19 protein-coding genes are annotated in these 19,289 nt (G+C 44.5%); 12 read left to right on the top strand and 7 right to left on the bottom strand.

What is annotated here, in order from left to right; genetic code table 11:
• Positions 1 to 37 precede the first annotated feature (37 nt).
• Positions 38 to 487, bottom strand: a complete 450-nt coding sequence (locus tag N646_RS06895) for a YaiI/YqxD family protein (protein WP_005380310.1) — start codon at positions 485 to 487, stop codon at positions 38 to 40.
• Entirely contained in the window at positions 484 to 777 is a 294-nt protein-coding gene (locus N646_RS06890; protein WP_012841496.1) for a hypothetical protein, read from the bottom strand. The genes N646_RS06895 and N646_RS06890 overlap by 4 nt, the downstream gene beginning before the upstream one ends.
• A 931-nt stretch (positions 778 to 1,708) precedes the next feature.
• Between N646_RS06890 and N646_RS06885 the strand changes: the two genes are divergently transcribed.
• On the top strand, positions 1,709 to 2,194 hold the full coding sequence (locus tag N646_RS06885; protein ID WP_005385338.1) for a GNAT family N-acetyltransferase: 486 nt from the start codon (positions 1,709 to 1,711) through the stop codon (positions 2,192 to 2,194).
• Here the strand turns inward: N646_RS06885 and N646_RS06880 are convergent.
• Both N646_RS06880 and N646_RS06875 read right to left on the bottom strand, forming a co-directional pair.
• Positions 2,154 to 2,453 (bottom strand): DUF3301 domain-containing protein, encoded by a 300-nt coding sequence (locus N646_RS06880; RefSeq protein ID WP_005380315.1) that lies wholly within the window; start codon positions 2,451 to 2,453, stop codon positions 2,154 to 2,156. The two genes, N646_RS06885 and N646_RS06880, sit on opposite strands and share 41 nt — an antisense overlap.
• Before the next feature lie 13 nt (positions 2,454 to 2,466).
• On the bottom strand, positions 2,467 to 3,504 hold the full coding sequence (locus N646_RS06875) for a DUF3549 family protein (RefSeq protein ID WP_017820757.1): 1,038 nt from the start codon (positions 3,502 to 3,504) through the stop codon (positions 2,467 to 2,469).
• 76 nt (positions 3,505 to 3,580) lie between these two features.
• Between N646_RS06875 and N646_RS06870 the strand changes: the two genes are divergently transcribed.
• Positions 3,581 to 3,895 (top strand): YqcC family protein, encoded by a 315-nt coding sequence (locus tag N646_RS06870; RefSeq protein WP_005391784.1) that lies wholly within the window; start codon positions 3,581 to 3,583, stop codon positions 3,893 to 3,895.
• A gap of 4 nt (positions 3,896 to 3,899) precedes the next feature.
• Positions 3,900 to 4,682, top strand: a complete 783-nt coding sequence (truC, locus tag N646_RS06865) for a tRNA pseudouridine(65) synthase TruC (protein WP_017820755.1) — start codon at positions 3,900 to 3,902, stop codon at positions 4,680 to 4,682.
• A gap of 67 nt (positions 4,683 to 4,749) precedes the next feature.
• On the opposite strand, the gene N646_RS06860 is transcribed toward truC, so the two are convergent.
• The 3 genes from N646_RS06860 to map form a co-directional block, all read right to left on the bottom strand.
• Complete coding sequence (locus tag N646_RS06860) at positions 4,750 to 5,133, bottom strand: DUF3461 family protein (protein WP_005380322.1); 384 nt, start codon at positions 5,131 to 5,133, stop codon at positions 4,750 to 4,752.
• Positions 5,134 to 5,275: 142 nt separating this feature from the next.
• Positions 5,276 to 7,900: a bifunctional uridylyltransferase/uridylyl-removing protein GlnD gene (gene glnD, locus N646_RS06855; protein ID WP_017820754.1), complete on the bottom strand. Its 2,625-nt coding sequence runs from the start codon at positions 7,898 to 7,900 to the stop codon at positions 5,276 to 5,278.
• A 108-nt stretch (positions 7,901 to 8,008) separates the two neighbouring features.
• Entirely contained in the window at positions 8,009 to 8,887 is an 879-nt protein-coding gene (gene map, locus N646_RS06850) for a type I methionyl aminopeptidase (protein WP_005380326.1), read from the bottom strand.
• A 384-nt stretch (positions 8,888 to 9,271) separates the two neighbouring features.
• On the opposite strand from map, the gene rpsB reads away from it, so the two are divergent.
• The 9 genes from rpsB to bamA all read left to right on the top strand — a co-directional run bounded on the left by rpsB (position 9,272) and on the right by bamA (position 19,289).
• Positions 9,272 to 10,000, top strand: coding sequence for a 30S ribosomal protein S2 (gene rpsB / locus N646_RS06845; protein WP_005380327.1), 729 nt, complete (start codon positions 9,272 to 9,274; stop codon positions 9,998 to 10,000).
• A 132-nt stretch (positions 10,001 to 10,132) separates the two neighbouring features.
• Positions 10,133 to 10,978 (top strand): translation elongation factor Ts, encoded by an 846-nt coding sequence (gene tsf, locus N646_RS06840; protein ID WP_005380328.1) that lies wholly within the window; start codon positions 10,133 to 10,135, stop codon positions 10,976 to 10,978.
• A gap of 147 nt (positions 10,979 to 11,125) precedes the next feature.
• Positions 11,126 to 11,851 (top strand): UMP kinase, encoded by a 726-nt coding sequence (gene pyrH / locus N646_RS06835; protein WP_005380329.1) that lies wholly within the window; start codon positions 11,126 to 11,128, stop codon positions 11,849 to 11,851.
• Between the two features lie 100 nt (positions 11,852 to 11,951).
• A complete protein-coding gene (gene frr, locus N646_RS06830) occupies positions 11,952 to 12,509 on the top strand; it encodes a ribosome recycling factor (protein WP_005380330.1) in 558 nt (185 codons plus the stop codon).
• A gap of 96 nt (positions 12,510 to 12,605) precedes the next feature.
• Positions 12,606 to 13,361, top strand: coding sequence for an isoprenyl transferase (locus N646_RS06825; RefSeq protein ID WP_005380331.1), 756 nt, complete (start codon positions 12,606 to 12,608; stop codon positions 13,359 to 13,361).
• Between the two features lie 12 nt (positions 13,362 to 13,373).
• Positions 13,374 to 14,216 (top strand): phosphatidate cytidylyltransferase, encoded by an 843-nt coding sequence (locus N646_RS06820; protein WP_021707704.1) that lies wholly within the window; start codon positions 13,374 to 13,376, stop codon positions 14,214 to 14,216.
• Between the two features lie 50 nt (positions 14,217 to 14,266).
• Positions 14,267 to 15,472, top strand: a complete 1,206-nt coding sequence (gene ispC / locus N646_RS06815; protein WP_017820752.1) for a 1-deoxy-D-xylulose-5-phosphate reductoisomerase — start codon at positions 14,267 to 14,269, stop codon at positions 15,470 to 15,472.
• Positions 15,472 to 16,830, top strand: a complete 1,359-nt coding sequence (rseP, locus tag N646_RS06810; RefSeq protein ID WP_017820751.1) for a sigma E protease regulator RseP — start codon at positions 15,472 to 15,474, stop codon at positions 16,828 to 16,830. The genes ispC and rseP overlap by 1 nt, the downstream gene beginning before the upstream one ends.
• A gap of 44 nt (positions 16,831 to 16,874) precedes the next feature.
• Positions 16,875 to 19,289, top strand: coding sequence for an outer membrane protein assembly factor BamA (gene bamA / locus N646_RS06805; protein ID WP_017820750.1), 2,415 nt, complete (start codon positions 16,875 to 16,877; stop codon positions 19,287 to 19,289).

The following is a 19,289-nucleotide window of genomic DNA, read 5'->3' as shown; positions in this document are numbered from 1 at the left end:
GCTTTTATTTGCTGGCTCAATTTGAATAGAGTGAGGGTTACTTCTTAAATTTCGCCAAAATACGATCCAAATGGTTTGCAAATTCGCGTCGATCGGTTTGAGAAAGCGCGGCGGGCCCACCTGTCTGAATTCCGCTTGAACGCATGGTTTCCATAAAGTCGCGGATATTTAGGCGAGCTTTGATGGTGTCTTTTGTATAGAGCTCGCCACGAGAACTGAGGGCTTGAGCGCCTTTAGAGATAACCTCATCTGCAAGCGGAATATCTGACGTGATCACCAAATCGTTGGCTTCTACACGCTTGACGATTTCGTTGTCTGCGATGTCAAATCCCGCAGGGACTTGTAGCGAATGGATGTTGTCTCTTTTCGGCACAGGGACAACGTGGTTAGCGACAAACGTACATTCAATCCCCGTACGCTCGGCGGCACGCACAATGGTTTCGCGAATAACTTTTGGACACGCGTCTGCATCTACCCATAACTTCATGATGATTTCTCACTTAGCTTGGCTTCTAGCTCTTCAATACGAGCCACTAATTTTTTCACCGTGCTTTCTAGCGCTGCAAGACGATCATTATCGGTGTGCGCTTGTGCTGCGACTTCAACCTTGGGAACACGCTGAGCACTTTTCCAACTTTTTATTGCGGTGATTAATGCAGGCATTGGGACGGGCGTTTTCAAGCGTGCTTTCACTAACGCTACGGTTGGTTCTTTTCCTTGTTGTTGCAGTTGTTCCATTACCGCTTCTAATTCTTTAGTAACGTCTTGAGTTAACATTTTTAATCCTTAACAACGATATATCTATCATCATACGTTGAGTGCGCTAATTTGGCGAATGGCATTTTGGAGAGTGTAGTGTGAGAGATCTCTTACATAGGTTGTGAGAGAAAACGATTTCGTAAGCGGGAAAAGAGAAGATAAAGAGCTTAAGTTTATGATAAATAATGATTTAACAACTTGTTAACCAATGTGAGAGCCAAATATTTATCTTGGATAGATTGTCTATTTTTGGAAAAGGCGTAAATTGAGAGTTGTCAGCAGGAAGCAGACATGGAACAGGAAAGCACCAAGGATTTGGTTATCGTCAGGAAGACGATTTGGTTGGTCAGGATGATTAATCAAGCATGGAGCGTAGGACATTGTAAGGATACGATCATCAATAGGATGTTGATGACTAAGGATAGACAATGGACCCTCTAGGATTGAGGTTATGGACAGCATCAGGAAGATGCAAGGGACACCGCTCAAGGAACAAGTGACGTGTGCTAACGAGGAATGTTAGCAGTCAGGATGATAAGGACACCGCTAGGACGGCGACGTAAGGAATAAGCTGACGGAATCAGCCACTATTATGGATGATGCATGGAGCACTTTTAGTAGCCGGACTGCTGCGAGTAAGACCATGACCCCGATACTTATGTGTCGGGGTCTTTCTTATATAAAAACGATATCCAGTGTTCTCATTGAATTAAGCATCTCGATGTTGCTTGGGGATATCAATATCACAAAATATATAAATTCCTAATAACACTTAATAAAAAACAACTCAGATCAATATCCTTTCCAACCAGTTGGTTTAACTTTCGGCTTCTCTACAAGGTGTTATGCCCGCAATCATTGAGCATGTTCAGCTCATCGAGTTTGTGATCTGCGGATAGATTAAGTTTGTTGTAATCAAGGAACAGATGTGGCCATAGTAACCAGAAGAATGCTTCTTCTACCCTACAATGAGTCGTTGCAACTAGAATTCGTCATGCTGAATTGCTGTGCGAAAAACCGTGCTGAATTGAATGGTCCGTATACAGTTGCGTCTGCCAAACAGATGTTTGAGAAAATACTGGATGATGAGAACATTTATAGTATGGCAGTGCTAGAGAGCACCAGTCGTGACTATATGGGGCACGTGTTTATTGCTAATCTCGATTCCGAACCTGAATTAGGGTTTATTTTTGATAAATCATATTGGGGTAAAGGGTTAGCAACAGAAGCACTAAAAGCATTTTTCCCCAAAGCGTGCCGTGAGTTGGGCTTGAATAAGGTGAAAGCTAACGTGAATAGCAATCATCAAGCTTCTATGGCGGTACTGAAAAAGCTGGGATTTGTTAAAACAAAAGAAAGTAAGGATATATATGGTCCTTACTTTGAAATGGAATTTACAAGCGATGCGGTGGTAGGTGAAAGTTCTGCGGCCTGAAACCGACCATGGTTAACTCTCCTTGGTAGCAATCGTCACCAAGAGATGAAAACTCAAATTGATACACCGTATGCCAACGCCAGACTCCGTCTGGCGTTTTTAGTTTATGGGCACCAAAGGCGATGCTGATTAATTGGAGATCCAATTGCTCACATTTACGCGTGATGGCCGCTTTTGCGAGTTCGGCTTGGCGACGCTGTTGCCAAAACAGGTAACAGAAAAAGCAGAGCCCTAAAATTGCTAAAAGATCACCAATCATTCCTGAACCTTTCTTAGCTTTTTGTTGCTTGTTGTAAGCTTACTAGCGCATTTGCTAGTTCCTCTGATGGGTTTGAATGCAGCAAAGGCAATAACACCATTCTTAACTCTGGCAGCATCACTAAATCGGCAAATAACTGATTAAATAGGGCTTGATTACCGGTTTGAGCTAAACGCAGCAAAAACTGTTCTGCTACCTTTTCATTGGCGAGTAAGTGCCAAGCGCGACCCGCCACACCAATCAAAACCTCCTGGTGGCTTAAACGAGGGCTATGCAATATCGCATCTAATACTGGAGAGGCGACTTCTGTTGGTGCACCAGCAAGGGCTCGGATAAGTGCTGAAAGTAGGAAGAGATCAGGTTCGCTACTTGCGATTTCTTGCTGTGCCTTTTCCGCAATACGTTCTGCTAAACGCTCTTGAAGCTCTACATGCTCAAGCGCACCTAATAGGGCATAAAGTGGCTCATTTGGTAGGTGGTTCAACGCTTTGCGTATCATTACCCCGTTTTGCTCTTTGTCCAAACGAGCGGCCATGTCGGTGATCCCTTGCAGACCTACGGTTTGCCAATTATCCCAGCCTAAACCACCTGAAAAGTAATGCTGAGTGTGCTCATAATATTGGCTGGTAGGAAGATCGAGGTTCGCGCGGACCTGGCTATGAAACACGGCCATTTTGTCTTCGGAAGGTTTGAACGTATATGGGTTATTAGACAGCTTTTGCTGTTGCTCTTCAGAGATATCACCATTGAGGCGTGTTCCCATGGCTTCCACTACGTATTTAATGAAATTGCCGATATCCGCTTGCTTTAACAAACCGCGCTCGTCCAATTCAAACTTTAGAAACCAAATCCAAGGTTGCTTTTGTTCATTCCAATAAGCGATGGCAAGGTGTGCTTTACGCTGCATTGGAAATGGGTAAGGTGCTTGACCTTTTTCTACATCGGTAAACTCTTTCTTAGCGATGGTTTTGATACGGCGACCAAGATCGAAGATTTGATAATCACAGTGGCTGTTGTTCAACAGTTGAGTGAGGGTTTGAATGTTTTCCATTAAATACGACGTCCTAACGTTCTTTTCACAAGAAATGGTATCATTCTCGGCTAATTCAAGGTTCGAGATAGAATTAATGGTAACAAATACTCAATTGGTCGACTTACTTCACCAACTTGAAACGCAGCTTAAAGAACATAAGTTGTGGCAACACACTAGGCCTTCAGAGCAAGCCTTACAAAGCGTGGAGCCATTTGCGATTGATACATTGCATCCTCATGAGTGGTTGCAGTGGATCTTTATAGACAGAATGCACGTGCTAGTGGAAAACAACCAACCATTGCCAAGAGGGTTTTCTCTCGAGCCCTATTTTTCAGAAGCGTGGAAGCAGGAACCGCAGTTCGCAGAGCTGCTTGTTACAATCCGAACCATTGACGAACTGTGTAAGTAAACGCATGCTAGAACAAGAAATAGCGCGATCTTCAGAACCAGTTGAGTTGGAGATCGTTTATCAGGATGAATATTTTGTAGCGGTCAACAAGCCTGCCGGCATGTTAGTGCATCGCAGTTGGTTAGATAAACACGAAACTCAATTTGTCATGCAAACTTTGCGCGACCAAATTGGTCAGCATGTGTTCCCATTGCATCGTCTGGATCGTCCAACATCTGGTGTGCTCGTGTTTGCTTTGTCGAGTGAAGTCGCATCACAAGTCATGCCGATGTTTGCTGAACATAAAATGGAAAAGACATACCACGCGATAGTACGCGGTTGGATTGAGGAAGAGGGCGTCTTGGATTACGCACTCAAAGTGGAGTTAGACAAGATTGCTGATAAGTTCGCTTCACAAGAAAAAGAAGCGCAAGAAGCGGTGACGGAATATAAGCCGTTGGCTAAAGTGGAGGTTCCCTATTCGACGGGTAAATTTCCTACAACGCGTTATTGCTTAGTTGAGATGAAACCTAAAACGGGGCGTAAGCACCAACTTCGTCGTCATATGGCACATCTACGCCATCCGATCGTGGGTGATACAACGCACGGGGATGGAAAGCACAACAAGCTGTATCGCACAGAGTTTGATTCTCATCGTTTGCTACTGCATGCTTCAGAGTTACGGTTTGTCCATCCATTTACCGATCAAGAGATTGTCATGACGGCCAATCTTGATGAAACTTGGCAGCAATTGTTTACTCGATTTGAGTGGGATGAACCGATAATCGGCGCAGTTAGATCTAGATAATGATTGAGTACAAATAAAAAGGGTTAGCATCAATGCTAACCCTTTTTAATATTTAAGACTTAACGTTTTACTTTAGTTTTTCAAGATCCGCTTCGATCTCTGCGATCTTGCTCGAAACGACTTTTTCTAAATGACGAAGGTCTGAAAGAATTTTCTCTTTTACATCAACCTCAGGTTGTTTCGTTGGCTTAGTGATTTTATTCAGTTCATCAATGACTAATGTGAGGTTACGGTTGATTTCCGTTACTTCTTTATATTTGTGACTGCCACTGTCCACAAGAACATTTTTGATTTGGCGCGGGTATTTGAATTTAACGCTTTTAGCGAACAGTTCGCCTTTTTGCTTGTGGAAATAGATCTTGAGTACGTCTTTGTGTGCTTCTTGGCGTAGGGAATAACGTTCAATCTGCTTAGGGTCGTGAATACCCAAACCAGTGAGGTGGGGATACATAGGCTACCTCTATTACATCGAATTGATATTGATATAACTGTAGCAGCCTATGTATGAGCTAGATAGCTGATATTTAGCCAAAATGCTTAACTTGTGGGCAAGATCGCTCTCGCCCTGAACCGAAAAGATTGGCAGGTTTGATCTAAGCTGCGACCTCATCAGATAACTTTTCGATCAATCTCTCTCTTAGCTCATCCTGTTGTTCTTCACTTAATCTTCCCCCTGCATCACTGGTTAAAATAAACAAGTCTTCTGCTCGCTCACCAATGGTGGTGATTTTTGCACCATGAAGGTTGATATTTAAATCAGCAAACGTACGGCCTACTTTGGCCAACAGCCCTGGTGTGTCTAGCGCGACAAACTCCATTAAAGTGTGTTTTTTACCTTTGGTTGGTAAGAAGTCGACTTTGGTTTTCACGTTAAAGTGCTGAAGTTTGTTCGGAGTACGGCGCGTTTTAATCTTGGTTGGTCGGCCTGCCTCCAGTACATGAGTGAGGTGTTTAATCACCGCGGCGTGACGAGACTCATCGATCGCTTCGCCATGTTGATCGAGTACCATAAAGGTATCAATCACGTGCCCATCTTTGCTGGTCATGATTTGCGCGTCGTGTACATTAAAATTACGCCTATCTAACTCCGCCACGACTGTCGCAAATAAAGCAGGCTGGTCTTTCGTATATACAAACACCTCAGTGCCGCCACGAGTGGCTTTTTTACTGATCAACACCAAAGGCTTAGTCGGATCTTCCATGCGAAGTAAGTGTTCGCAGTGCCACGCGATTTGCGTATGGGTATGACGAAGGAAGTAGTCAGCTTTGAAGCGTTGCCACAATACTTCAATTTCGCGCGCGGCAAACCCCTCTTTGCGCAGCATTGCGGAGGCCATTTGTTGATTGTGGCGAATTCGCTCACGCACATCGACAGGGTTCTCTAGGCCTCTACGTAAAGCACGTTGTGTGGAGTAATACAGCTCCGCAAGTAAAGTTCGTTTCCAAGCATTCCAAAGTTCTGGGTTGGTTGCACAAATATCTGCAACTGTCAGGCATACAAGATAATCGAGAGATTCTTCGTCTCTGACTTTTTTGGCAAACTCGGTAATGACATCAGGATCATAAATATCTCGGCGCTGTGCGGTGACAGACATTAATAGATGATGTCTTACCAACCAAGCGACAAGTTTCGCTTCGGGCTTCGATAAACCATGCTCAATGCAGAAGTCGTACGCTTCTCCTTCACCGATAATCGAGTGATCGCCGCCACGACCTTTCCCGATATCGTGGAAAATAGCGGCAATAATCAGCAGCTCTTTCTTTTGCATCCGAGGGTAGACGTCACAGCAAATAGGGTGCTTCGCATGATTTTCTGGGTCACTAAAAGTATTGATGTGTTTAAGTAAGCGAATACTGTGTTCATCAACGGTGTAGGCATGGAATAAGTCAAACTGCATTTGACCAACAATCTGACTCCATTGCGGTAAATAGGCCGCCATAACCCCTAATCGGTGCATGAGGCTGAATGCTTTGTGAAGAGCATTAGGGTGACGACATAACGCCATGAACTTTTCACGCGCAGCAGGAATGGTGTGCAAAAACTTGTTGAGCCGACGCCGAGCGGTGCGCAGTTGACGCAGCGTTGGTGGGCTCACCCCTTCAATAGTTGAGTCGTTAGCAATATGTAAGAACATATCCAGAATAGTTTCTGGGCGAGCTTGGAACAATGCGGGTTTCCGCGCTTCAATTAAAGAACCGCGACGTTGAAAGTCCGTATCGATAATCTCGGCACTTTCTGTCGCCCCACCATTAATGATCGCTTGGTCAAAGAGTTTGAGTAGCATTTTATTGAGCTCTGCCACACGACGAAGCGTGCGGTAGAACTCTTTCATCATCATTTCTACGCCTCGGTTGCCTTCTCCGACGTAGCCTAGATTTTCCGCAACTTGTGCTTGATGAGCAAAGGTCAAGCGGTTGTCATAGCGGCGAAGCTCCATGTGCAGAGCGAAACGTACTCGCCAAAGGAAGTCCTGACATTCAACCAATTCTCGGTATTCTGCGTCAGTTAAAAATCCGTATCGGCTCATTTCCAACAATGAAGTAGCACCAAAGTGACGTCGAGCGACCCAGCTTAATGTATGAATATCGCGCAGCCCGCCAGGGGTTGATTTAATGTCCGGTTCTAAGTTGTAGGTCGTGTCGTGGTAACGTGCATGGCGTTCGCGCTGCTCTTGAATTTTAGCGCGGTAAAACGTCTCACTTGGCCAGAAGGAGTCTGATAACACGACTTTCTTCAGTGCCTGAAAGGTGTCCTCGCTTCCACACAGCAGTCGCGCTTCTTGCAGGTTTGTCGCGACCGTTAGATCGGCTTTACCAATTTCAGCACATTCAGTAACGGTGCGAACAGCGTGTCCGACCTCGAGTTTTAAATCCCACAACAGCGTAATGAATTCGCTGATTTTTGCTTCTAACGCGGTTGGCAGTTTATTGTTCGACAGAATCAAAATATCGATATCGGAGAGCGGATGCAGCTCGCCTCGTCCGTAGCCACCAACGGCAACTAGGGAAATGTTGTAAATATCCTTGAAACCAAAATGTTGCCACAAACGATTGAGAAGCAGATCCATATATTCAGCTCTGGCTAAAACCAAGCTTGTTACCGGATGATGATTGAGAAACTCTTGGTTTTGATTAGAGCTAAACTTCTCTAATTCTTGTTTGAGTTCACCGATATTGATTTGTTCATCGGAAAAGGTAAGAGGGGACTGAAGTGTCATATTTGCCATCCGTGCAAGCTAATCTAATAACAATCTAACAAATTTGCGGCAGATAAAAAATATCCCCGCCGAAGCAGGGATATAGTAAACAACGAGTGGTCGTCAGCTTTACGCGTTTTTCATTAGGCGAGGAATCGTATCGTCGCTACGAAGCGTCAGTACTTCACAACCTTCTTTTGTTACAACAATGGTATGTTCCCATTGCGCAGAGTTCTTGCCGTCGCCCGTGTAAACAGTCCAGTCATCTTGTGCATCAACAGAGCAACCAAATTTACCTGCGTTAATCATCGGCTCAATAGTAAAGCACATGCCTTCTTTTAATACGCGGCGGTCTTTGTTCTTGTAATGAACCACTTGTGGTTCTTCATGGAACTCATCGCCGATACCGTGGCCACAGAAGTCTTTCACAATAGAAAACTTGTTGCGAGGATTGTTCTTGTTATTCTCTTTGATGTACTTCTCGATAGCTGTACCGATGTCACCAACCGTTGAACCTGGCTTAACGGTACGCATACCAACGTACAGTGCTTCTTGAGCTACCATGCACAGACGTTTGTTTGCAGGCGAAACATCACCGACTAGGAACATCTTAGAAGTGTCACCATGGTAACCCTGAGGACGCACGCTCAGATCGGCATTCTCATCATTTGGAACGATTACGGTAATATCAACGTTTAAGATGTCACCATCTTTTAGTACCGCCGGCTTCATTTGGCCGTTGCTACCGATTTCGTCTTTTTCCGCTGGAATACCGTGGCATACGATATGGTTGATTGAAGTACAGATCGACTTAGGGAAACCATGGTAATCAAGCGGAGCAGAGTATGCGCCTTTTTCTAGAGCGTACTCATGACAGATTTTGTTTAACTCTTCTGTCGTCACACCAACTTTGATGTGTGGTTCGATCATTTCTAGAATCTCTGCGGCTAGCTTGCCCGCAATGCGCATGCGTTCTATTTCTTCAGCAGTTTTAATCTTGATTGACATTGGCTTTCTCTACTTATTCCTAAGCACGTAAACGTGCGAATGGCCGCATTCTATCAGACATCGGGGCGTTAACCCAAGTTAGATAGGAATATGCATCATTCTTAATTCGATCATATGTTTAAAGTTTTGCTTATAAATAGGAGAAAGTGGCTCGGTGAAGAAATAATTTTTACTAGCCACAGTGAGCTAAAATATGGTATAAAGCGCGCCGGAATAGAGGACTGTTCTCTTCGTTTAGCAAAGTTAAGCGGCGAAGCAAGCTTCATCCGAATAACCTTTTATCTTTAAATCACACACATTCCGTCACATATTCCGGGGTGCTGAGCAGAAGCTTGGTCGGAGTTATGGGGAATGTGGAGGCCTAACCCCATAGAGGATTTTAAAATGGCAACTGTATCAATGCGCGATATGCTAAAAGCTGGTGTTCACTTCGGTCACCAGACTCGTTACTGGAACCCAAAAATGAAGCCATTCATCTTTGGCGCTCGTAACAAAGTTCATATCATCAACCTAGAAAAAACTGTACCAATGTTCAACGATGCTCTAGCTGAACTAGCTAAAGTTGGCGAGAAGAAAGGTAAGGTTCTATTCGTAGGTACTAAGCGCGCTGCATCTGAAGCTGTTAAAGAAGCTGCAATCGCAAGCAACCAGTTTTACGTGAACAACCGCTGGTTAGGCGGTATGCTTACAAACTACAAAACAGTTCGTCAGTCTATCAAGCGTCTAAAAGAACTAGAGACTCAATCTCAAGACGGTACTTTTGACAAACTAACTAAGAAAGAAGCTCTAATGCGTACTCGCGAAATGGAGAAGCTAGAGAAATCTCTTGGTGGTATCAAAGACATGGGCGGCCTACCAGACGCTCTATTCGTAATCGACGCTGATCACGAACACATTGCAATTAAAGAAGCTAACAACCTAGGTATTCCAGTATACGCTGTGGTAGATACTAACTCTAACCCAGACGGCGTTGACTACGTAATCCCAGGTAACGACGACGCGATCCGCGCTGTACAGCTATACCTGAACGCTGCTGCTTCAGCAGTATCTGAAGGTCGTAACAAAGACGTAGCTGCAGTTGCTGAAAAAGACGGTTTCGTAGAAGCTGAATAATAGCGGCTCTGTGTCACACTTGGTCTATGTGAAACCTTTGTGTAGCATAAACTAAGTTATAGTTAGCAATGGGGGCCGACAATGTTAGGCCCCTGTTTTTTACCTTATTTCGAATCAAACGAGGAAGACAGAATGGCAACTGTAACTGCTGCTCTAGTTAAAGAACTTCGCGAGCGTACTGGCGCTGGCATGATGGAATGTAAGAAAGCGCTTGTAGAAGCAAACGCTGACATCGAACTAGCAATTGAAAACATGCGTAAATCTGGCGCAGCGAAAGCAGCTAAGAAAGCTGGTAACGTTGCAGCTGAAGGCGCAATCATCATCAAAGAAGAAAACGGCGTTGCTGTTCTTCTTGAAGTTAACTGCCAAACTGACTTCGTTGCTAAAGACGGTAACTTCACTGCATTCGCAGAAGAAGTTGCAGCTGCAGCTCTAGCTTCAAAAGCTTCTGTTGAAGAACTACAAGCACAATTCGAAGACGCACGTGTAGCTCTAGTAGCTAAAATCGGTGAAAACATCACTATCCGTCGCGTAGAATACGTTCAAGGCACTGCAATCGCTTCTTACCGTCACGGTGAGAAAATCGGTGTTGTTGTTGCTGGTGAAGGCGACGCAGAAACTCTTAAGCACGTTGCAATGCACGTTGCTGCTTCTAAGCCAGAGTTCGTTAACCCAGAAGACGTACCAGCTGACGTAGTAGAAAAAGAGAAAGCGGTTCAAGTTGAAATCGCAATGAACGAAGGCAAGCCTGCTGAAATCGCTGAGAAGATGGTTGTTGGCCGCATGAAGAAATTCACTGGCGAGATCTCTCTAACAGGTCAAGCTTTCATCATGGAGCCTAAGAAAACTGTAGGCGAAATGCTGAAAGAAAAAGGCGCTTCAGTTTCTACGTTCGTTCGCCTAGAAGTAGGTGAAGGTATCGAGAAGAAAGAAGAAATGAGCTTCGCTGAAGAAGTTGCAGCAGCTCAAAAAGGTTAATCCTTAGAGACTGTATAAAGATTAGACCGTAGCCAAGGCTGCGGTCTTTTTATGAGCAGTGAACGATTAGCCGTGATGAATAGCCATAACTGAAGTTGTGTCTATTCATGACTGTTAATCAACAACTCTCTTTGGAAGGTAAACTCCATGACTACGAACCCTAAACCAGCGTATCAACGTATTCTATTAAAACTGAGTGGTGAAGCTCTTCAAGGTGAAGACGGTTTTGGTATTGATCCTGCGGTCCTTGATCGTATGGCACAAGAAGTTAAAGAACTGGTTGAACTGGGTGTTCAGGTTGGTGTAGTTATCGGTGGCGGTAACTTGTTCCGTGGTGCAGGCCTAGCTGAAGCTGGTATGAACCGCGTAGTTGGTGACCACATGGGTATGCTTGCTACAGTAATGAATGGCCTAGCGATGCGTGATGCTCTTCACCGTGCATACGTAAATGCGCGCGTTATGTCTGCAATCCCTCTAAAAGGCGTATGTGACGACTATAATTGGGCTGATGCGATCCGTGAGCTTCGCCAAGGCCGAGTTGTCATCTTCTCTGCTGGTACTGGTAACCCGTTCTTTACAACGGATTCTGCTGCTTGTTTACGTGGTATCGAAATTGAAGCGGATGTTGTACTAAAAGCGACGAAAGTTGATGGTGTATTTACTGCTGACCCTGTAGCAAACCCAGACGCAGAGCTGTATGATAAGCTATCTTATGCAGAAGTTCTGGATAAAGAGCTGAAAGTTATGGACTTGGCGGCGTTTACGCTAGCTCGTGACCACAAAATGCCAATCCGCGTATTTAATATGAACAAGCCAGGCGCACTACGTCGCGTGGTTATGGGCGAAGCAGAAGGCACGCTCATCAACGAATAAGCTTGGCTTAAGGTGCCACTCCAAAGCGTTAGGGTGGTGCTTGCTTTGCTCAACCGTTTTAGGCTTTCTTCAGGAAAGATGACATTTTTAAGGTGAAACTGTGATTAACGAAATCAAAAAAGACGCGCAAGAGCGCATGGATAAAAGCGTTGAAGCGCTTAAGAACAACCTTTCTAAAATTCGTACAGGTCGTGCACACCCAAGCCTACTATCTGGTATTTCTGTAGAATACTACGGTGCAGCAACACCTCTAAACCAAGTAGCAAACGTTATTGCTGAAGATGCGCGTACACTTGCAATCACGGTTTTTGATAAAGAGCTGACGCCGAAAGTAGAAAAAGCGATCATGACGTCTGACCTTGGTCTAAACCCTATGTCAGCTGGCACTATCATCCGCGTTCCACTTCCACCGCTAACGGAAGAACGTCGTAAAGACCTAGTTAAGATCGTCCGTGGTGAAGCTGAAGGTGGTCGTGTTGCTGTTCGTAACATCCGTCGTGACGCAAACAACGATCTTAAAGCGCTTCTAAAAGATAAAGAAATCTCTGAAGATGAAGACCGTAAAGCACAAGACGAAATTCAAAAGCTAACTGACGTTGCAGTTAAGAAGATCGATGAAGTTCTTGCTGCAAAAGAAAAAGAGTTGATGGAAGTTTAATACTCCCACACACATCACTGTTGGAAAACGCTGTGCTCACAGCTCAGCGTTTTTTTATGTTAGTCTATCCAACTGATGGAACTCAATTAACTCCCTATGCAAAATTCTCAAGCCTTCTCTGATTCCCTTCCTAAGCATATTGCCATCATTATGGACGGTAATGGCCGTTGGGCTAAGTCCAAAGGAAAACCTCGCGTATTTGGTCATAAAAAAGGCGTTAGTGCCGTTCGTAAGACCGTGGCTGCTGCTTCAAAACTAGGCATTAGAGCCATGACGCTGTTTGCTTTTAGTAGTGAAAACTGGCGTCGTCCGGAGGAAGAAGTGGGTCTTTTGATGGAACTGTTTATCACGGTCCTGTCTAGTGAAGTAAAAAAACTACACAAAAATAACTTACGGTTGCGCGTGATCGGTGATACCAGTCGATTTAGTGAGCGTCTACAAAAGAAAATTGTAGAAGCAGAAAACCTAACGGCAGATAACACGGGTATGGTGATCAACATTGCAGCCAACTATGGCGGTAAATGGGACATCACAGAAGCTGCTAAAACGTTAGCGCTAAAAGCACGTAACGGTGAAATTCGTGTAGAGGATATCAATGAGCAGCTAATCACTGAGCATTTGACCATGGCAGACCTACCGGAAGTGGATCTTTTAATTCGCACCAGTGGAGAGTGCCGCATCAGCAACTTTATGTTGTGGCAAATGGCTTATGCAGAAATGTACTTTACACCAGAGTACTGGCCAGAATTCGATGAAGACAGTTTGGTAGAAGCTGTAACTTGGTTTATCAACCGAGAACGTCGTTTTGGCTGTACAGGTGAACAAATAAAGGCATTGATGGCAGCTCAATAAGGACTAGTTAGTTTGAAACAGAGAATAATAACAGCACTAATTTTAGCTCCCCTGGTTATTTTAGGCATTTTTAAATTACCGCTAATGGGCTTTATTGCCGCTTTAACTGCAATAACGCTATTAGGTTTTTGGGAGTGGACTCAGTTTACAGGAAGCAACTCTCGCATTGCTGCCCTTGTGCCGGCAATCATTATGACCGGACTTAGTTTTCTATACATCTCGCCTGATGCATATAGCCTCAATCACTTAACGACACCTCATTATGTCGTCTTGGGTATTGGTTTTGTTTGGTGGATTATTGCTAGCTTAATGGCGATTACTTACCCCAAAACGACGAAATCTTGGCAAAGTAATTTTGTTTTACGTCATGTATTTGGTTTTCTGACATTAATCCCATTCCTTTGGAGTGTGATTATTCTCAGAGCGTATGACATCACTGTAGATCCATACCACGGCGCAAAGCTTGTGTTGTACGTTTGTTTCTTGGTATGGGCTGCAGATAGCGGCGCCTACTTTGCAGGCAAAAGCTTAGGCAAACGTAAGATGGCTCCTCATGTAAGCCCCAATAAAACCATTGAAGGGCTAATTGGTGGCATTATCACGGCATTAATCGTAGCGTGGGCATTTGCTGATTGGTTCGATATCCAGTTCACTAGCCCTGTCCATATGGTGCTGATTACGCTGGTTACTGTCGTTATTTCAGTGCTTGGTGATCTGGTTGAAAGTATGTTCAAACGTATCTCAGGCATTAAAGACAGCAGTAACATTATCCCAGGGCACGGTGGTGTGCTAGATCGTATCGACAGCCTAACCGCAGCATTCCCAGTTTTTGCTCTTCTTTACTACGTATTCTAATTTATCAGGAGCGGCGTCGTCGCTCCTGAGCTTTCTAACGGTCTTACAACATGCAAAAGTTAACGATTCTTGGTGCTACTGGATCAATTGGTGCAAGCACGCTTAAAGTGGTCGAACAAAACCCAGATCTGTTTTCTGTCGTTGCCTTAGCGGCAAGCACTAACGTTGAAAAGATGATCGGTCTATGTCGTCAGTGGCAACCTAAATATGCGGTCATGGCAGATAAAGCTGCGGCGTCTCAACTTCAAGCTGAGCTACACTCGGTTTCGCCAGGTACCGAAGTGCTAGGTGGTACTGATGCGCTATGTCATATAGCTTCGCTGGACGAGGTCGACAGTGTAATGGCTGCTATTGTAGGAGCCGCTGGCTTATTGCCTACCATGGCTGCCGTGAAAGCAGGTAAGCGAGTCTTGTTGGCAAATAAAGAAGCACTTGTAATGTCAGGCCAGCTATTTATTGATGCTGTAGAAGAATTTAGCGCAGAGCTACTTCCCGTCGACAGTGAACACAACGCCATTTTCCAATGTTTACCACAGCAAGTACAAACCAATCTAGGTCGTTGCAATTTACAAGAACATGGCATTTCTCATATTTTGTTGACTGGATCTGGTGGTCCTTTCCGTTACACTGACATCGCAGAACTGGAGCAGGTGACACCCGCTCAGGCGATCGCTCATCCAAACTGGTCGATGGGGCCAAAAATTTCTGTTGATTCTGCCACGATGATGAATAAAGGCCTTGAGTATATAGAAGCTAAGTGGCTATTTAATGCTGCTCGCGAACAACTGAAGGTGGTTATTCATCCTCAATCTGTGATTCATTCTATGGTTCAGTATCGTGATGGTTCGGTCTTGGCACAAATGGGAGAAGCGGATATGGCGACGCCAATTGCGCTCACCATGTCATACCCGTCAAGAGTAGAAGCTGGGGTTAAGCCGCTAGACTTCACGAAAGTTGGTGAGCTGACGTTTTTGCAGCCTGACTTTGCTCGTTACCCATGTCTAAAACTCGCAATTGATGCTTGTTATGAAGGTCAACACGCAACAACGGCATTGAATGCAGCTAATGAAGTCGCTGTTGATGCATTTTTAAATAACAGACTAGGTTTTACCGATATTGCTCGCATCAATGAGTCTGTGTTGAATAAAATCAACGCAAGCTGCAAAGCTGAGAATGCGAATAGCTTGGAAAGCTTGCTCGAGCTAGATAGAATGGCACGAACTATTGCCCTAGAAACCATACGCGAGCGTAGCTGATGACTGGTATATTGTGGAATCTCATTTCTTTTATCGTCGCACTGGGCATTCTTGTTGCCGTGCACGAATTTGGGCATTTTTGGGTTGCTCGCCGTTGCGGCGTTAAAGTTGAAAAGTTTTCAATCGGTTTCGGCAAGTCTATTTGGAGTAAAGTAGGCAAAGACGGAACGGAGTACAGCATCTCAATGATCCCTCTCGGCGGCTATGTGAAAATGGTTGATAGCCGTGTCGATGAGGTGCCAGAACATGAGAAGCACCTAGCGTTTGATAAGAAGCCGTTATGGAAGCGAACCTCTATTGTTGCGGCTGGCCCCATCTTTAATTTTCTTTTCGCAATTTTTGCCTATTGGCTGGTATTTCTAATTGGTATCCCGGCTGTTAAGCCTGTAATTGGTGAAGTTACGCCCAATTCGATTGTTGCGGAAGCTGGAATTGAATCTGGAATGGAACTTAAATCGATATCTGGTATCAAAACTCCGGATTGGGAATCAGTAAATATGGGATTGATTTCTCATATTGGCGATGATTTGATGACGGTAACACTAACGTCAGCGAATGAAGTTGGTTCAGAAGTAACGAAAACGCTCGATTTACGTGAGTGGAAGTTCGACCCAGAAACTCAGTCAGCGATGCAGTCGTTAGGTTTTACTCCGTATACACCGGAGGTGTATCGAGTTATCGAGCAGGTCTCGCAAGGTGGAGCGGCGGAAAAAGCTGGTGTGCTTCCAGGTGATGAGGTTGTCGCAATTGGTCAACAACGCGTAACCGAATGGAAGCAAGTGGTTGAAGCGGTTCGTTCTAATCCTGATACACCGCTTGAATTGACGGTGTTACGTCAGGGTTATGAGCAAACATTGACGCTGACGCCCGGTAGCCGTGAGCTAGCTAACAAAGAAGTCGTTGGTTTTGCAGGTATTGCACCTAAAGTCGCAGAATGGCCAGAAAGTTATCGCTTCGATCTTCAGTTTGGTGTATTCGAGTCAATAGGTAAAGCAGTAGACAAAACTGGCCAAGTCATTGGTTTGACAATCAGCATGCTTAAGAAGCTGATTGTTGGAGACGTTGGTCTGAATAATCTGAGTGGACCAATATCAATAGCCAAAGGCGCAGGCGCGACAGCAGATTATGGTTTGGTCTACTTTTTAGGTTTTCTCGCTCTAATTAGTGTTAACCTAGGTATTATTAATCTCGTTCCTTTACCAATGTTGGATGGCGGTCATTTGTTGTTTTTTGCAATTGAAGCAGTCATTCGACGTCCTGTTCCTGAGAAAGTGCAGGAAATGGGCTTTAGAATTGGTGGTGCGATCATCTTCTCGCTCATGGCGTTAGCGCTATTTAATGATTTTACTCGTCTGTGATAGTTCAGAGACAAAAGCAGTAGCAAGGAATAATTAGAACAAGTATGGCGATTAAGCGAATTCTATTTGCAAGTTTACTGGCGACCAGTGTATCTGCAAATGGAGCAGAGAACTTCGTAGTTCAAGATATTGAAATCGATGGATTGCAGCGTGTAGCACTGGGTGCTGCATTGTTGAAAATGCCTGTACGTGTCGGTGATACCATTGGCCAAGGCGATGTTGCAGAAATTATCCGCGCCCTGTATGCATCTGGTAACTTTGAAGATGTGAAAGTGTTGCGTGACGGTGGTGTTCTGATGGTTCAAGTCAAAGAACGTCCTACCATTGCAAGCATCTCTTTTTCAGGTAACAAAGCAATCAAGGACGAGCAGCTACAAGAAAACCTGAACGCGTCTGGCGTTCGTGAAGGTGAAGCGCTTGACCGCACCACGCTAAGCAACATTGAAAAAGGCTTAGAAGACTTTTACTACAGCGTAGGTAAATACAACGCAACAGTAAAAGCGGTGGTGACTCCACTACCACGTAATCGTTCTGATCTTAAGTTTGTCTTTACTGAAGGTGTGTCAGCAAAAATTCAGCAAATCAACTTTATCGGTAATGAAGTGTTCAGTGATGAAGAACTGCTTTCGCGCTTTAACTTAAATGTTGATGTGCCGTGGTGGAATTTCCTTTCTGATGAAAAGTATCAAAAGCAAGTTCTTGCAGGCGATATTGAAGCACTCAAATCATTCTACCTGGATCGTGGTTACTTAAAATTTAACGTTGATTCGACACAAGTTGCAATCTCTCCTGACAAGAAAGGGGTATACATTACTCTTGGTCTAGAAGAGGGCGAGGTTTACACCGTTAAGGACGTGAAGTTCCGTGGTGATTTGATTGGCGAGGAAGCGACGTTCGAAAGACTTGTGCCATTTGAAGACAATGAGACATACAACGGCTCGTCGGTTACTTCAATGGAAGAAGGGATTAAGCGTGTGCTTGGTGAGTCCGGTTATGCTTATCCTCAAGTGAATACCATTCCAGAGTTTGACGACGAGAATCAAGAAGTTTCTTTGGTCGTTAACGTAGACCCGGGTAACCGAATTTATGTTCGTGATATTCGCTTCACGGGTAATAACTCAACCAAAGATGAAGTCCTTCGTCGTGAAATGCGTCAGATGGAAGGCAGTTGGTTGAACTCGAAATCGATTGAAACGGGTAAAACTCGTCTAAATCGTTTGGGCTACTTTGAAAATGTTGAAGTACAGACGGTTCGAGTTCCTGGTAGTGATGATCAAGTTGACCTAGTTTACTCTGTCAAAGAAGCGAACTCTGGTAGCGTTAACTTCGGTGTTGGCTACGGTACAGAATCGGGTGTGAGCTTCCAGGTTGGCCTGCAACAAGATAACTTTATTGGTAGCGGTAACCGTGTTGGTATCAACGCGATGATGAATGACTACCAGAAAAACATCAGTCTAGATTACCGTGATCCGTACTGGAACTTAGACGGTGTAAGCTTAGGTGGTAAGGTTTTCTATAACGAATTTGAAGCTAAAGAAGCCAATATCGTTGACTATACCAACGAAAGCTATGGCGCGAGCTTAACGTGGGGCTTCCCATTCGATGAGTTGAACCGTTTTGAATTCGGTGTCGGTTATACGCACAACAAGATCGGTAACTTATCGCCTTACTTGCAGGTAGAGCAGTTCTTACGAGCACAAGCAGACAACATTGATTCTAGTGGAGCGTTGAACACAAACGACTTCGACTTCAATATCTCTTGGACACGTAATAACTTAAACCGTGGCTATTTCCCAACAGCAGGTAACCATCAACGTGCATTCTATAAAATGACCGTACCTGGCTCTGACGTTCAATACTTCAAAATGCAGTACGATGTTCGCCAGTATGTGCCATTGACTAAAAAGCACGAGTTTACCCTCTTGTTCCGTGGCCGCTTAGGTTACGGTAATGGTTACGGTCAAACGGATGGTAACGATAACTTGTTCCCATTCTACGAAAACTACTACGCAGGTGGCTTTACATCGCTTCGTGGCTTTGGCTCAAACTCTGTTGGTCCTAAAGCGGTTTACCGTGATACATCTGGTTCAAACAATGGCGCAGATACAGCAACAGATGACTCTGTTGGTGGTAACGCCGTAGCGCTAGCAAGTGTTGAGTTGATTGTCCCAACACCATTTGCATCAGAAGAAGTACAAAACCAAATTCGTACCAGTATCTTCTTTGATATGGCAAGTGTTTGGGATACGGAGTTTGACTACCGCGATTCAGGTGCGGAATATGGTGACCGTTACTACTACGATTACTCAGATCCAACCAACTACCGCTCTTCTTACGGTGCGGCGTTGCAGTGGATGTCTCCAATGGGGCCACTAGTCTTCTCACTAGCGAAACCAATTAAGAAATTTGATGGCGATGATGAAGAGTTCTTCACATTCACTATCGGTAGAACTTTCTAA

Source organism: Vibrio alginolyticus NBRC 15630 = ATCC 17749, assembly GCF_000354175.2.
GTDB classification, from domain to species: Bacteria; Pseudomonadota; Gammaproteobacteria; order Enterobacterales; family Vibrionaceae; genus Vibrio; species Vibrio alginolyticus.
The sequence above is the reverse complement of the archived record's forward strand: the minus strand, read 5'-3'. Positions and strand labels throughout refer to the sequence as shown.

Bases quoted from the DNA above. Each gene is read 5' to 3' on its own strand.
- N646_RS06880 (WP_005380315.1), bottom strand. From the start codon at position 2,453: ATGATTGGTGATCTTTTAGCAATTTTAGGGCTCTGCTTTTTCTGTTAC.
- glnD (WP_017820754.1), bottom strand. From the start codon at position 7,900: ATGACACTTCAGTCCCCTCTTACCTTTTCCGATGAACAAATCAATATC.
- bamA (WP_017820750.1), top strand. From the start codon at position 16,875: ATGGCGATTAAGCGAATTCTATTTGCAAGTTTACTGGCGACCAGTGTA.
- N646_RS06895 (WP_005380310.1), bottom strand. From the start codon at position 487: ATGAAGTTATGGGTAGATGCAGACGCGTGTCCAAAAGTTATTCGCGAA.
- N646_RS06825 (WP_005380331.1), top strand. From the start codon at position 12,606: ATGCAAAATTCTCAAGCCTTCTCTGATTCCCTTCCTAAGCATATTGCC.
- map (WP_005380326.1), bottom strand. From the start codon at position 8,887: ATGTCAATCAAGATTAAAACTGCTGAAGAAATAGAACGCATGCGCATT.
- N646_RS06885 (WP_005385338.1), top strand. From the start codon at position 1,709: ATGCTTCTTCTACCCTACAATGAGTCGTTGCAACTAGAATTCGTCATG.
- rseP (WP_017820751.1), top strand. From the start codon at position 15,472: ATGACTGGTATATTGTGGAATCTCATTTCTTTTATCGTCGCACTGGGC.
- rpsB (WP_005380327.1), top strand. From the start codon at position 9,272: ATGGCAACTGTATCAATGCGCGATATGCTAAAAGCTGGTGTTCACTTC.
- truC (WP_017820755.1), top strand. From the start codon at position 3,900: ATGCTAGAACAAGAAATAGCGCGATCTTCAGAACCAGTTGAGTTGGAG.
- pyrH (WP_005380329.1), top strand. From the start codon at position 11,126: ATGACTACGAACCCTAAACCAGCGTATCAACGTATTCTATTAAAACTG.
- ispC (WP_017820752.1), top strand. From the start codon at position 14,267: ATGCAAAAGTTAACGATTCTTGGTGCTACTGGATCAATTGGTGCAAGC.
- N646_RS06875 (WP_017820757.1), bottom strand. From the start codon at position 3,504: ATGGAAAACATTCAAACCCTCACTCAACTGTTGAACAACAGCCACTGT.
- N646_RS06870 (WP_005391784.1), top strand. From the start codon at position 3,581: ATGGTAACAAATACTCAATTGGTCGACTTACTTCACCAACTTGAAACG.
- tsf (WP_005380328.1), top strand. From the start codon at position 10,133: ATGGCAACTGTAACTGCTGCTCTAGTTAAAGAACTTCGCGAGCGTACT.
- N646_RS06860 (WP_005380322.1), bottom strand. From the start codon at position 5,133: ATGTATCCCCACCTCACTGGTTTGGGTATTCACGACCCTAAGCAGATT.
- N646_RS06890 (WP_012841496.1), bottom strand. From the start codon at position 777: ATGTTAACTCAAGACGTTACTAAAGAATTAGAAGCGGTAATGGAACAA.